This window comes from Pseudescherichia sp. L3 (genome assembly GCF_024656065.1).
Taxonomy (GTDB): domain Bacteria; phylum Pseudomonadota; class Gammaproteobacteria; order Enterobacterales; family Enterobacteriaceae; genus Pseudescherichia.
This window is the reverse complement of record NZ_JANKYC010000001.1, coordinates 1,013,575-1,025,977: the sequence shown is the minus strand read 5'-3', so window position 1 is coordinate 1,025,977 and position 12,403 is coordinate 1,013,575. Positions and strand designations below refer to the sequence as shown.

13 protein-coding genes and 2 tRNA genes are annotated in these 12,403 nt (G+C 51.9%); 5 read left to right on the top strand and 10 right to left on the bottom strand.

The window, feature by feature from the left end; translation table 11 throughout:
- Nucleotides 1-33: 33 nt before the first annotated feature.
- Nucleotides 34-109, bottom strand: a tRNA-Asn gene (locus NR795_RS05035).
- Nucleotides 110-230: 121 nt separating this feature from the next.
- Nucleotides 231-1,667 (bottom strand): EmmdR/YeeO family multidrug/toxin efflux MATE transporter, encoded by a 1,437-nt coding sequence (locus NR795_RS05030; RefSeq protein WP_144811983.1) that lies wholly within the window; start codon nt 1,665-1,667, stop codon nt 231-233.
- A gap of 205 nt (nt 1,668-1,872) precedes the next feature.
- Between NR795_RS05030 and NR795_RS05025 the strand changes: the two genes are divergently transcribed.
- Both NR795_RS05025 and NR795_RS05020 read left to right on the top strand, forming a co-directional pair.
- Nucleotides 1,873-1,948 (top strand) — tRNA-Asn (locus NR795_RS05025).
- 187 nt (nt 1,949-2,135) lie between these two features.
- Complete coding sequence (locus tag NR795_RS05020) at nt 2,136-2,615, top strand: GNAT family N-acetyltransferase (RefSeq protein WP_144811986.1); 480 nt, start codon at nt 2,136-2,138, stop codon at nt 2,613-2,615.
- Between the two features lie 266 nt (nt 2,616-2,881).
- On the opposite strand, the gene NR795_RS05015 is transcribed toward NR795_RS05020, so the two are convergent.
- Together NR795_RS05015 and NR795_RS05010 are read right to left on the bottom strand one after the other, a co-directional pair.
- A complete protein-coding gene (locus NR795_RS05015; protein ID WP_144811995.1) occupies nt 2,882-3,169 on the bottom strand; it encodes a phage holin family protein in 288 nt (95 codons plus the stop codon).
- A 1-nt stretch (nt 3,170) separates the two neighbouring features.
- The gene (locus NR795_RS05010; protein ID WP_257757383.1) at nt 3,171-3,509 is read right to left on the bottom strand and encodes a phage holin family protein; all 339 of its coding nucleotides are present in this window, start codon (nt 3,507-3,509) and stop codon (nt 3,171-3,173) included.
- A 299-nt stretch (nt 3,510-3,808) separates the two neighbouring features.
- Here NR795_RS05010 and NR795_RS05005 point away from each other — a divergent pair, with 299 nt between their 5' ends.
- A complete protein-coding gene (locus tag NR795_RS05005) occupies nt 3,809-4,660 on the top strand; it encodes a LysR family transcriptional regulator (protein ID WP_144812002.1) in 852 nt (283 codons plus the stop codon).
- Nucleotides 4,661-4,739: 79 nt separating this feature from the next.
- Here NR795_RS05005 and NR795_RS05000 read toward each other — a convergent pair whose 3' ends face one another.
- Nucleotides 4,740-5,102, bottom strand: a complete 363-nt coding sequence (locus NR795_RS05000; protein ID WP_257757382.1) for a D-Ala-D-Ala carboxypeptidase family metallohydrolase — start codon at nt 5,100-5,102, stop codon at nt 4,740-4,742.
- A 504-nt stretch (nt 5,103-5,606) separates the two neighbouring features.
- On the opposite strand from NR795_RS05000, the gene pykF reads away from it, so the two are divergent.
- Together pykF and NR795_RS04990 are read left to right on the top strand one after the other, a co-directional pair.
- Nucleotides 5,607-7,019 (top strand): pyruvate kinase PykF, encoded by a 1,413-nt coding sequence (gene pykF / locus NR795_RS04995; RefSeq protein ID WP_144812009.1) that lies wholly within the window; start codon nt 5,607-5,609, stop codon nt 7,017-7,019.
- Nucleotides 7,020-7,326: 307 nt separating this feature from the next.
- Nucleotides 7,327-7,563, top strand: a complete 237-nt coding sequence (locus NR795_RS04990) for a major outer membrane lipoprotein (protein ID WP_007374746.1) — start codon at nt 7,327-7,329, stop codon at nt 7,561-7,563.
- A 68-nt stretch (nt 7,564-7,631) separates the two neighbouring features.
- Here the strand turns inward: NR795_RS04990 and NR795_RS04985 are convergent, their stop codons facing one another.
- From NR795_RS04985 to sufC, 5 genes are all read right to left on the bottom strand, one after another.
- Entirely contained in the window at nt 7,632-8,651 is a 1,020-nt protein-coding gene (locus NR795_RS04985; RefSeq protein ID WP_257757381.1) for a L,D-transpeptidase family protein, read from the bottom strand.
- 99 nt (nt 8,652-8,750) lie between these two features.
- Nucleotides 8,751-9,167 carry a cysteine desulfuration protein SufE gene (gene sufE, locus NR795_RS04980; RefSeq protein ID WP_042394762.1) on the bottom strand — a complete coding sequence of 139 codons (417 nt, stop codon included), beginning with the start codon at nt 9,165-9,167 and terminating at the stop codon, nt 8,751-8,753.
- 13 nt (nt 9,168-9,180) lie between these two features.
- A complete protein-coding gene (sufS, locus tag NR795_RS04975; RefSeq protein WP_144812016.1) occupies nt 9,181-10,401 on the bottom strand; it encodes a cysteine desulfurase SufS in 1,221 nt (406 codons plus the stop codon).
- The gene (gene sufD, locus NR795_RS04970) at nt 10,398-11,669 is read right to left on the bottom strand and encodes a Fe-S cluster assembly protein SufD (RefSeq protein ID WP_257757379.1); all 1,272 of its coding nucleotides are present in this window, start codon (nt 11,667-11,669) and stop codon (nt 10,398-10,400) included. The genes sufS and sufD overlap by 4 nt, the downstream gene beginning before the upstream one ends.
- Nucleotides 11,644-12,390, bottom strand: coding sequence for a Fe-S cluster assembly ATPase SufC (sufC, locus tag NR795_RS04965; protein ID WP_144812023.1), 747 nt, complete (start codon nt 12,388-12,390; stop codon nt 11,644-11,646). Before sufC ends, sufD begins: the two co-directional genes overlap by 26 nt.
- Nucleotides 12,391-12,403: the final 13 nt, after the last annotated feature.

Here is a 12,403-nt window from a genome sequence, read left to right as displayed (position 1 = left end):
AAAAAGCCCGCTAAAAAGCGGGCTTCTTTAATTTGGCTCCTCTGACTGGACTCGAACCAGTGACATACGGATTAACAGTCCGCCGTTCTACCGACTGAACTACAGAGGAATCGTGTGAACGGGGCGAATATTAACGACGAGGCGTGGCCTTGTCAAAGGGTGATTTAAAAAAATCGACCGATTGCCCAATAATTCCCCAAGTGGCACAATAATCCGTTCTGCCCGCCTGGTTACTGTCCATCCAGCCGCTTAACCCGCGGGTACTTCCACAGCCAGCGACCGCTGACCATACGCCAGTAAAAGAACACCCCGCGCACCGCCCAGTCGAGGAACATCCCCAGCCAGACGCCGACCACGCCCATACCCAGCACAACGCCCAATGTATAGCCTGCCACCACGCGGCAGCCCCACATGCCGAGCATAGACACCCACATCGCGAAGCGCGCGTCACGAGCCCCCTTCTGCCCCGCCGGCAGCACCCACGATGCCGCCCAGATAGGCATAAAGGCCGCGTTAAGCCAAAGCAGAACTTTTACAACCTCCTGCACATCCTGTTCCGGGGTATAGAACGAGGCCAGCAGGCCGGCAAACGGCGCGCTAAACCAGGCAATAGCGGTCAGGCCGATCGTCGATAGCCAGAAAACATGGCGCAGCTGGCGCTCGGCCTGGCCAATCTGCCCTTTACCCAGCCGCCTGCCGGTAATGATCGTTGAGGCGGAGCCCAGCGCGTTCCCCGGCAGGTTGATCAGCGCCGCCACGGAGAAGGCAATAAAGTTACCGGCGATGACGTTGGTCCCCATTCCGGCCACGAAAATCTGCGTCAGCAGCTTGCCGCTGTTAAAGAGTACCGACTCAATGCTTGCCGGGACGCCAATACCCATCACTTCCCAGACGATGGCAAAGTTCAGCGGCTTAAAGTAGCTTTTAAGCGTGATGCGCAGCGCCGGGTTAAAGCCGATCATCAGCACCCAAATAATCGCCACCGCGCCGATGTAGCGAGAGATCGTCAGGCCCAGCCCGGCACCGGCAAAGCCTAGCCCCGGCCAGGAGAAGACACCGTAGATCAGCGCGCTGCTGATAATGATATTGAGAATGTTCATGCCGCCATTAATCATCAGCGGAATTTTGGTATTCCCGGCCCCACGCAGCGCCCCGCTGCCAATAAGCGCAATCGCTGCCGCCGGATAGCTAAGCACCGTCAGTTCCAGATAGGTCAGCGCTAGCGCTTTAACCTGCGGGGTCGCCTCCCCTGCAACGACATCAATAATCTGCGCGCCAAAGTAGTGGATCACCGCCGCCAGCACGGCGGCAAAGAGGGTCATGATCACCAGCGACTGCCGCGCAGCTGCTCTTGCGCGCCGTCGGTCGCGTTTGCCCAGGCTGAAGGCGACCACGACGGTGGTCCCCAGATCGATCGCGGCAAAAAAGGCCATCACCACCATATTAAAGCTATCCGCCAGGCCGACACCGGCCATCGCCTCTTTACCTAACCAGCTGACCAGAAAGGTGCTAAGCACTCCCATCAGCAGTACGCAGGTGTTCTCCAGAAAGATGGGTACCGCCAGCGGGGTGATCTCACGCCAGAAGAGAACGCGATAACTTTTGCGTTTTTTATACCAGGACGTGCGTACGACGGCCTGTCGTAGAGCGGCATTGACGTTCAAAATGGACCTTAGCGAGAGTGCGAGAGAGAGAAAGTTGAAACCTCATTTCAAATGATGAGGGAGAAATGCCGATCCTGCAAAGTATTTTGCGGCTATTTTGTTGCCAAAAACATCAGAGTGGCGAGAGAAGCAGCAGACGAACCTCATTGATTCAAATGACGTTTGACAAAATTTTTTTAGCCGCTAATATTCGCTGCGTTCACACGATTCCTCTGTAGTTCAGTCGGTAGAACGGCGGACTGTTAATCCGTATGTCACTGGTTCGAGTCCAGTCAGAGGAGCCAAATTAAAGAAGCCCGCTTTTTAGCGGGCTTTTTGCTTTTTTCTATCCTCAGAGTTTGTCTCTTCACACCAGCAGACTGCGCAGCGATATTAAGCCCTTTTTCAGCCACGCTGTTGTGCCTCGCTGAGCGCTTCGCTTATGCTAGGCAGCATCAATTTGATCTATTGCTAAAAATCACAGGAAAACGGATGAGTATCACGATTCGTCAGGCCCGCCCGACAGATGCAAACACTATCTACACCATGATCTATGAGCTGGCAGTATATGAAAAAGCGCCGGAAGAGGTGGTGACCACACCTGAAGAGATCGGCGAAACGTTGTTTGGCCCGGAGAGTAAAACCGAAGCCCTAATCTGTGAGATTGATGGTGAGGCGGTGGGCTATGCCGTTTTCTTCACCAGCTACTCGACATGGCTCGGCCGAAACGGTATTTATCTGGAAGATCTCTACGTTTCACCCAAATTCCGTGGTAGAGGCGCAGGAAAAACAGTGCTGAAGCATATTGCCCAGTGTGCAGTTGCCCGCCAGTGTGGCCGTCTTGAGTGGAGCGTGCTCGACTGGAACAAACCCTCTATCGATTTTTACCTCAGCACCGGCGCGCTTCCGCAGAGCGAGTGGGTACGCTACCGCCTCGATGGCGATGCGCTGCTTAAGTTTGCTGAAGCGTAAATCAGATATCACCCCCCTATTTTTAGGCTCAGCGCTGCACCCAACGGCGGCTGGGCTGTTTTAAGTCAATGCTTGCCCGCGACAATACCAGAACTAACGGTTGAAAGCTCAACGGGACACTCATGGTATTTACGTTAGCGCTTATTTAATGATGCCAGGTGTTGCTGTGCAGCTATTCATCGAGCCAGGGCAGCATAATCTCATCTGCTGTTTGATTCTGCACAAAATGAGTTAGATAGCTATTAACGACTCCCGTAAAAGTGGGGTTACCTGTCTGACTGGCTTCGATGCCCCTTTATCATAAGCGCAAGATCGCCATCGGCAGAAAATAGTGCGATGCAGAAAACAATATTGATAACGGCCTGTGCCAGCTCAGCCAGTTTGAAATACCCTTGAAAAACCCAGACGATGAGCGCACTACAGGCCACGGCTAAAGTCCATGCTGCCCATGAGTAGGCCGGATGCTGAGGTGACCGAGTCGCATAGATAAAAACAATCTTCGCGATTATCATCCCTGCCACAAGGATATTAATTATATAACTATAATAAAGCATATTATTTTTTACCTTTTACAAAACCGCGATCGAAAATTGATCCCATCTTTTTCGGACGGGTGCTTAAATACATGAGTAATCGTACCGCTGCTGCGGCACCTATCACGGCACCAACTCCAGGCGGAACATCAAGCGCTAACCCTAATAGCTTACCACTCAGCAGGGATAATAGCTGCGCACAAAAACCTGAGCAGGTAAGGCCAACGATCATAGATGCGGCAAACAGTAAAATACGCGCCCAGACAGCAAAGTCGATCGCCGAGACCACAAATATAATGCTACCAGCAAAAGCAGCTATAAAAGTATCTGCGTCATGGCCAATAATAGTTGAGAGAGCCATAATTATTGAGACCTGTGATGGCGTTGGGCCATTAGTAATTATAAATAAGTTATTATTGCATTATCTTAACCCTGCCCTTCCTTAGGCTGACAAAGCCAATGATATTGCTATTGCGGCCGTATAGTGCTCATAAAAAGAGCAAAGTTAATCCAAAAGTAATCATCTTCCTGCTCATTTTTAATGTTTATTGTTCGATAACAATGGACATATCAATAACATTACAATTATAAAGCAATACGGTTTTGGATGAGCGAACGATGTTTTGACACTACTCTTATAGCCTCACAGGAGATTGCCGAATGGGCGTATTACTTGCTAAGAAAATGAAATATTTTATGGTTACGATGGAGGAGCGCAATTTTGCTAAAGCAGCTGAAGCCCTTTGCATAACACGTTCTCCCCTGAGCAAGGCAATTTTTGAACTTGAAGACTACCTTGGAGGCAAGCTGTTCAACCGCACCTACAACAGTCTTGAACCAACGGACCTTGCCGTTGAATATTATCAGAAGTGTAAGCCTATTTACGAAATGATACTGGCCCTTGAAAACGAATGCCGCTCGGGTAGCAATGAAAGTCCGCTAACGCTGCTGTTTGATATTAGCATGCCAGAACTACTCTACCAACAGATTATCATGGCGTTGAAAAGTGAAAACATTTCTTTTAATTGTGAACGTTATGTTGTCAACTTGAATGACATTGATGAAATAGCACGCAAAAATACGCTTGTTATATCATTGAGGGAGATTAGCCCTAATGCCAGCTGTGAAGTTGATAGATGGCAGGGAGATGAGTTAGTCATCTGCATGTCTGACAATTACCTGTCTAATCACAATAAAACCGGTATTTTTATCTGGAAAGATCGCTCAACTTCCTATCTTCAACGCAGCTTTTATCTTCTGGCTAAAGATCATATGCCTGACATCACGTTTATTGAACACAATTTCAACCTTACAGGGTTGCTATATAATGTACGTACGGGAAAAGGGTGTTCATTTCTGACCAGGAAAATGGCCACCATGTTTAAAGTCGACGGCGTCATCTGTTTACCCATAAAAGATCGCCGACCAATTATTTATTTGTATCATGGCAACAATAAGAAAAGCACTCACTATATCGCTCAAATCAAAAGAGTCATAAATATTTTCATTTAGGAATATCTGCTTGTTCATACATATGAAGCGAGTAGCCCACTCGCTTCGGTAAAATCTAAAAAATACGCATCATTGAATATTAGTTGCTACGCCTATCCCAATGCGCTGGGATGTTACGAATATCCACATGGGTAAATGTATCATAGCGGCCAATTGAACATGCACTGTGCACTCTCTCCAGATATTCCGCCACGGCGTCAGGCGATATATTCATGACTTTAATATCAGCAGCCATCCCTTTAGTATGTTGACTCTTTTTAGCCCCACCTATTTTTTGGTTATAATCCGGACAACGGCACGCTGAATTTATCACTACCGGCATAGTAAAATAGCAGCGAACATCTTCAAGTATCTCATTGAGTCTCTTATCAACTGCGGCAAATCCGCAACCGCAGTGGCAAGCAAACTCCCGACGATCGAAATGCGTAGATATATCTCCCATAGACTCTCCAGGTGTAGACTACGTTAATGAGGGGTGTAAGTCAGACTAACCGTTAATAAATATTAAATATTGAACAGGCTTAAAAATGCTGAAAAGTAAAAACAGGAGCGCAAAAAAAAGACAGTTTAGTTGCAGGGTCAGTGGACAGGGCGGGATTTTGTCAATATGTGAATACTTAACACCTTGGTCACACTTCGTTGTGAAACTGCCCATAACCTTTTTGAAACGCTGTTTTCATTTTCCTTTTGCTCTCTTTTCAGCGTATAATAGGTGTCTGGTCGCTATTGAATGGTTTCAGCTCATTGAACTGTAAAATTCAACTATCACATCGCATACTCCCGTTTTGGGCTGGAACTCAAGCACACATTACTCTGCACGCTCTTTTGATGTCACCTATCCTTACGCTGTGGCATCGCAGCTTTCGCAACACAGGTTTGACTCCGCGGTGGTGCGCCCCCGGAGCACTATTCTCCTATCCTTCACAACTTAAAGACTAAGACTGTCATGAAAAAGACCAAAATTGTTTGCACCATCGGCCCGAAAACCGAATCCGAAGAGATGTTAACCAAGATGCTGGACGCCGGCATGAACGTCATGCGTCTCAACTTCTCTCACGGTGACTATGCAGAACACGGTCAGCGCATCCAGAACCTGCGCAACGTAATGAGCAAAACCGGTAAAAAAGCCGCGATTTTGCTGGATACCAAAGGGCCGGAAATTCGTACCATTAAACTGGAAGGCGGTAACGACGTCTCCCTGAAAGCGGGCCAGACCTTCACCTTCACCACCGATAAATCCGTTGTTGGTAACAGCGATATCGTTGCTGTGACCTATGAAGGTTTCACCACTGACCTCGCGGTTGGCAACACCGTGCTGGTTGACGATGGCCTGATCGGTATGGAAGTGACCGCTATCGAAGGCAACAACGTTGTTTGTAAAGTGCTGAACAACGGCGACCTCGGCGAAAACAAAGGCGTTAACCTGCCGGGCGTCTCTATCGCCCTGCCTGCCCTTGCGGAAAAAGACAAACAGGATCTGATCTTCGGTTGCGAGCAAGGCGTTGACTTTGTTGCAGCGTCCTTTATCCGTAAACGTTCCGACGTAGTTGAAATTCGTGAGCACCTGAAGGCGCACGGCGGCGAAAACATTCAGATCATCTCCAAGATTGAAAACCAGGAAGGTCTGAACAACTTCGACGAAATCCTCGAAGCCTCTGACGGCATCATGGTTGCCCGTGGCGACCTGGGCGTTGAGATCCCGGTTGAAGAGGTGATCTTCGCCCAGAAAATGATGATCGAAAAATGTATCCGTGCACGTAAAGTGGTGATCACCGCCACCCAGATGCTGGATTCCATGATCAAGAACCCGCGTCCGACTCGCGCTGAAGCTGGCGACGTCGCCAACGCCATCCTCGACGGTACCGATGCTGTGATGCTCTCCGGTGAGTCGGCTAAGGGTAAGTACCCGCTGGAAGCAGTGACCATCATGGCGACCATCTGTGAGCGTACAGACCGCGTGATGACCAGCCGTCTGGACTTCAACAACGACAGCCGCAAGCTGCGTATCACCGAAGCCGTTTGCCGTGGTGCGGTAGAAACCGCTGAAAAACTGGAAGCACCGCTGATCGTGGTCGCAACCCAGGGTGGTAAATCTGCCCGCGCGGTACGTAAATACTTCCCGGATGCCACCATTCTGGCGCTGACCACTAACGAACTGACCGCTCGTCAGCTGGTGCTGAGCAAAGGCGTTGTCGCGCAGCTGGTGAACGAGATCGCCTCTACGGATGATTTCTACCTGCAGGGTAAAGAGATCGCCCTGGCGAGCGGCCTGGCGCAGAAAGGCGACGTGGTTGTAATGGTTTCCGGTGCGCTGGTTCCGAGCGGTACAACTAATACAGCATCTGTGCATGTACTGTAATTATTAACAGCTCTATTAATTTGCACTAAAAGCGCCTTCCGGGCGCTTTTTTTATTCCCCCACAGACCCTCTCATTAGGAATGCAAATCGGATTAGACTATTTAACGTCGTATTTCATAAGATATATCCGATGAAAATGGTCTGTTTTCACACAGCTTTTTTACCATTTTCGCCAAAGTCGGTGCATCTTTGAGCGAACGATCAAATTTAGGTGTATTCCCAGCAAAAAAATATTCTCAACATAAAAAAGTTTGTGTAATACTTGTAACGCTACATGGAGATTAACTCAATCTAGAGGGTATTAATAATGAATCGTACTAAACTGGTACTGGGCGCGGTAATCCTGGGTTCTACTCTGCTGGCAGGTTGCTCCAGCAACGCTAAAATCGACCAGCTGTCTTCTGACGTTCAGACTCTGAACGCTAAAGTTGACCAGCTGAGCAACGACGTGAACGCAATCCGTTCTGACGTTCAGGCTGCTAAAGACGACGCAGCTCGCGCTAACCAGCGTCTGGACAACCAGGCTCACTCTTACCGTAAGTAAGAGTTCCTGTAATAAAATGGCGCACAGTGTGCGCCATTTTTTTTGCCTGTCATTCAGTCGCCTTCTGACTACTGTGTCATTGTTACTCCCGCCCCTTCGCTCTCTGCTCCGGTCACTGACGGCGTCTGGCTATTGTGTGCTGACAGCACCGCCGCCGGGCCAGATGCGCCCTTTGCAACCGGTACGTTCACCGGATACCCTGCACGCCGCAGCATGGCTTTATCAACTGTGGATTGATCGCCTCCCGCCTGACGAATAGCGTCACTAAAGGTCGCTGTCAGAGTGATTGGCACGGTTTGCGTGTTCTCCTCTGGCTGCTGCGAGAGCGGGCGATGCACCTCAATATACTGCTTGCCGTCAGGCTCAACGGAGTACTTCACCGGCTCATTGATAATACGTACCGGCATGCCCGTAGAGGCTTGAGAGAAGAGCGCCTGGATATCGGGTGCAGCCATACGGATACAGCCAGAGCTGACGCGTAGCCCAACGCTGTCAGGCGCGCTGGTACCATGGATCAGGTACTCACCCCTTCCCTCTGCCAAACGCAGCGCAAAGCGTCCCAGCGGGTTATTTGGCCCGGCAGGGACTACGGCGGGTAGTGTAATGCCTTTGGCAAGCGAGCGCGCCCGTATGCCCGCAGGTGGTGTCCAGGTAGGGTTGGGTATCTTCTGGCTTATCCTGGTCAGCGTGACGGGTGTTTCAAGCCCCTGCTGGCCGATGCCGATAGGGTAAACCTGGACGCTGTTTTCACCCGGCGGATAGAAATAGAGCCGTAGTTCGGCCAGATTGACCACTATCCCCTCCCGAGGCGTATCCGGCAGCAGCATCTGCGTAGGGATGGTCATCACCGTGCCAGGCCTTGGTACAGGCGCGATAGTGTTGTTAGCTTCAATAAGTAACATCGCAGGCGTGTCGAAGTGACGACCGATCGCCTGAAGATTACGATCCTGAGGCTGCACGGTATAGGTCTGGTTTTGACCGATAAGACGGCTACCCGGCGGCGGCAGTAAATAGTCTGCTGCCTGGGCAGTTTGAATAGCGCTAAATGCGCTGATAATGCTCACTGTTATTAGAGACGCGCGTTTCATACAGAGTTTCCCGTATTCACTGGCCCAGCGCCAGAAAGCTGAAAATTACGCGAGGAGAAAAGTCACCTCGCGTAACAGGATGAAAGCTATAAAAACAGTTTAGCTAATGTTGGCGGCTTTGTTACGAATTGCGCGGATCATCGCTTCCAGTCCCTGGGAGCGTGAGGGGGTCAAATGCTGGGCAAGGGCCATTTTTTCAAACCACGGGCGGACGTCAAAAGCGACAATATCCTGCGCCGTCATCTGCTGATAGAGAATAAAGACGACGGCAATCAGGCCTTTTACAATGGCCGCGTCGCTATCGCCCTGTAGTTCAATAATGCCGCTCTCATTTTGCTGCATTACGATCCAGACCTGGCTCTGACAGCCCTGAATCGTGTTTTCTGCGCTGTGCGCCTGCTCGCTCAAGGCAGGCAGACGCTGGCCCAGCTCGATAATATACAGATACTTCTCTTCCCAGTTAGCGCAGCGCGTAAAGTTACGCAGCAGCCGCTCTTTATCGGGTAATTCAGCCATAACCGCTCCTTTGTTAGCCCAGCAGCTGATGAATGCGTTTCAGCCCGGCTACCAGACGATCCACCTCTTCCTGCGTATTGTAAATAGCCAGCGATGCACGACACATGGCTGGTACGTTATAAAACGCCATCAGCGGCATCGCGCAGTGATGACCGGTACGCACCGCCACGCCGTAATTATCGAGAAAGCTCCCGACGTCATAGGCGTGATGCTTACCTAAATTGAACGCAATGACGCCCTGACGCTGCGCGGGACCGTACAGAGTGATATCAGGCACGGTGGCCATCTCAGCCAGCGCATACCTCATTAGAGATTGCTCGTAAGCCTGGATGTTATCGAGACCCAGCGTGCTAACGTACTCGATGGCTGCACCAAGAGCGATAATCCCCCCGGTATTCGGCGTACCGGCCTCAAAGCGCCACGGCGCGCGGGCATAGGTCGTGCCGTCGGTCAGGCTGACGGTCGCGATCATTGACCCGCCCCCTTCCCACGGCGGCATAGCCTGAAGGATATCCTCTTTGACATACAGAATGCCGATACCGGTAGGCCCATAGAGCTTATGCGCGGAAAAGGCATAGAAGTCGCAGTCCAGCGCCTGGACATCAACGGTATGGTGGATCACCGCCTGAGCACCGTCCACCAGCACCTTAGCACCATGCTGGTGAGCAAGCGCAGTCATCTCGGCGATGGGGTTTTCTGTGCCCAGCACGTTAGACACCTGGGTAATTGCCAACAGGCGGGTGCGATCGTCAAGCAGCTCGCGCCAGACGTCCAGCTGCAGCGTCCCGTCGGGATTGAGCGGGATCACCCGTAGCTCAGCACCGGTACGCTCACACAGCATCTGCCACGGCACGATATTGGCATGGTGCTCCATCATCGTAATGATGATGTTGTCCCCGGCGCGGATCTGGCTGCTGCCCCAGCTGTTAGCCACAAGGTTAATCGCTTCGGTGGTGCCGCGGACAAAGACGAGCTCCTCTGCTGACCGGGCATTAAGGAAACCGGCCGCCTGGGCGCGTACGTTCTCCATCCGCTGCGTTGCCTCCGCGCTCAGAGTATGGATCCCCCGATGCACAGCCGCATAACCGTGACGATAGAACTCGGCCTCGGCGTCGATAACCTGATTGGGTTTCTGCGCGCTGGCAGCGCTGTCCAGATACGCCAGCGGCACGCCATTCACTTCACGCGACAGGACGGGGAAATCTGCCCGCACATCGCTCACGGAATAACTCATGCGTTGCCCCCTGCAAGGCGCTGACCAATACGGCTCAACACCTGCTGCTTAAGCGCCTCGTCACTGATGGCTTCCGTCAGTTCAGCGGCAAAGGCGTAGATAATCATCTGCTGCGCGGCCTGTTGCTCAATGCCGCGTGAGCGCAGGTAAAACATCTGTTCATCATCAATGCGGCCAACGGTTGCACCGTGGCTACACTTCACGTCGTCGGCATAGATCTCCAGCTGTGGCTTGGTATCGACCTCCGACAGCCGGCCCAGCAGCAGATTATTATTGGTCATCTGCCCGTCGGTTTTGATGGCGTGCTGAGCCACGTTGATCATGCCGTTAAACACCGCGCGTCCTTTGTCACTAACGATAGTTTTGTGCAGCTGGCGGCTGTTACAGAAGCCTTTGTTGTGCTCAAGCCAGGTACGGGTATCACATACCTCGTTATTCACTGGCATCACCAGGCTATTGATGCGCAGAGTGCTATTTTCACCGTTAAGCTGGGTGCTGGTATGGTGGCGCAGCACGGCCCCGCCGAGCAGAAAACTGTGGCTCCAGGCAGCGGCATCGGCGGCCATAAAGAGATCGTTATGGGCAAAGTGGTAACTACCCGCGTTCTCAAACGCCAGCTTCACATGGTGCAGCTGCGCGTTGGCCCCGACATTCATCGTCAGGCGTGAGCCGGTAAAATGTCCCCGATCGTTGAGGCTGGCGTAGTGCTCATAGAGGGTGGCCTCAGCGCTCTCTGCCAGTTCAATATGGTGCCGGTAGTGGACAGTATTCATTTCGTCCCCGTCCAGCCCCTGAGTAATGTGCATCAACAGCAGCGGTTTAGAGGGCCGTTGGTTACGCGCCACGTGAATATGCGTCACGCTCGTTGACAGACTTTCAGTGAGATGTAAAAACACCTCTGGCTGCACCGGCGCGGGCAATGCGCTGCGCTCATCGTTGATCGATACGCTATACCCGCTGCCGTCGAGGCTGTCGCTAAGGTCAGCATCAAACTGTCCGTCGACGAATACCAGGCGCAGCGCATCTATCGGCAGCGCCAGGGCATCGCGCTGCTCTGCGCTAACGTGGCTGCTTTTCGCGACAAACTGGTGCTTCAACAGACCGTCGAGGGCCGTATATTTCCAGTCCTCATGTTTGCGCGTCGGCAGGCCAAGACGCAGCATCTGCTGCAGGTGCTGTTGGGCCTGCTCAGAACGGTTCCCGCCCTGAGCTTCAAACAGATGATGCCACTGCTGCAGCGCGTTACTGCTGTTCTGTAAGCCAGCCATAGCCCTGCTCCTCCAGCTGTTTGACCAGCGTAAAATCGCCTGATTTCACAATGCGGCCCTGATAAAGGACATGCACGTAATCCGGTTTGATGTAGTCAAGGATGCGCTGGTAGTGCGTCACGATGATAAAGGCGCGCTTGTCGTCGCGCAGGGAGTTCACACCCTCAGCGACAATCTTCAGCGCATCAATGTCCAGGCCGGAGTCCGTTTCATCAAGAATGCACAGCTCAGGCTCAAGCACCGCCATCTGCAAAATGTCATTGCGCTTCTTTTCACCGCCGGAGAAGCCAACGTTGACCGAACGCGTGAGCAGATCTTCCGGCATCTTCAGCAGCTTGATCTTCTCTTCCATCAGATCCTGGAAGTCGAAACGGTCCAGCTCCTCCTGACCCCGGTGCTTGCGCACGGCGTTAAGGGCTGTCTGCAGGAAGAACTGATTGCTGACGCCGGGGATCTCCACCGGATACTGAAACGCCATAAAGACGCCCTCGCCAGCGCGCTCCTCGGGATCCAGCTCCAGCAGGTCTTTACCTTTAAACTCAACGCTGCCGCCGGTGACTTCATAATCTTCCCGCCCGGCCAGGGTCGCCGACAGCGTACTTTTACCGGAGCCGTTGGGTCCCATAATGGCATGTACCTCGCCGGGCCGAACCTCGAGGCTCAGACCGCGCAGGATCTCTTTATCTTCAACGGATACCTGTAAATCTTTAATACTTAACATAGGGATTCCCTTA

Bases quoted from the DNA above. Each gene is read 5' to 3' on its own strand.
- NR795_RS05020 (WP_144811986.1), top strand. From the start codon at position 2,136: ATGAGTATCACGATTCGTCAGGCCCGCCCGACAGATGCAAACACTATC.
- NR795_RS05015 (WP_144811995.1), bottom strand. From the start codon at position 3,169: ATGCTTTATTATAGTTATATAATTAATATCCTTGTGGCAGGGATGATA.
- NR795_RS05010 (WP_257757383.1), bottom strand. From the start codon at position 3,509: ATGGCTCTCTCAACTATTATTGGCCATGACGCAGATACTTTTATAGCT.
- NR795_RS05005 (WP_144812002.1), top strand. From the start codon at position 3,809: ATGGGCGTATTACTTGCTAAGAAAATGAAATATTTTATGGTTACGATG.
- NR795_RS05000 (WP_257757382.1), bottom strand. From the start codon at position 5,102: ATGGGAGATATATCTACGCATTTCGATCGTCGGGAGTTTGCTTGCCAC.
- pykF (WP_144812009.1), top strand. From the start codon at position 5,607: ATGAAAAAGACCAAAATTGTTTGCACCATCGGCCCGAAAACCGAATCC.
- NR795_RS04990 (WP_007374746.1), top strand. From the start codon at position 7,327: ATGAATCGTACTAAACTGGTACTGGGCGCGGTAATCCTGGGTTCTACT.
- NR795_RS04985 (WP_257757381.1), bottom strand. From the start codon at position 8,651: ATGAAACGCGCGTCTCTAATAACAGTGAGCATTATCAGCGCATTTAGC.
- sufE (WP_042394762.1), bottom strand. From the start codon at position 9,167: ATGGCTGAATTACCCGATAAAGAGCGGCTGCTGCGTAACTTTACGCGC.
- sufS (WP_144812016.1), bottom strand. From the start codon at position 10,401: ATGAGTTATTCCGTGAGCGATGTGCGGGCAGATTTCCCCGTCCTGTCG.
- sufD (WP_257757379.1), bottom strand. From the start codon at position 11,669: ATGGCTGGCTTACAGAACAGCAGTAACGCGCTGCAGCAGTGGCATCAT.
- sufC (WP_144812023.1), bottom strand. From the start codon at position 12,390: ATGTTAAGTATTAAAGATTTACAGGTATCCGTTGAAGATAAAGAGATC.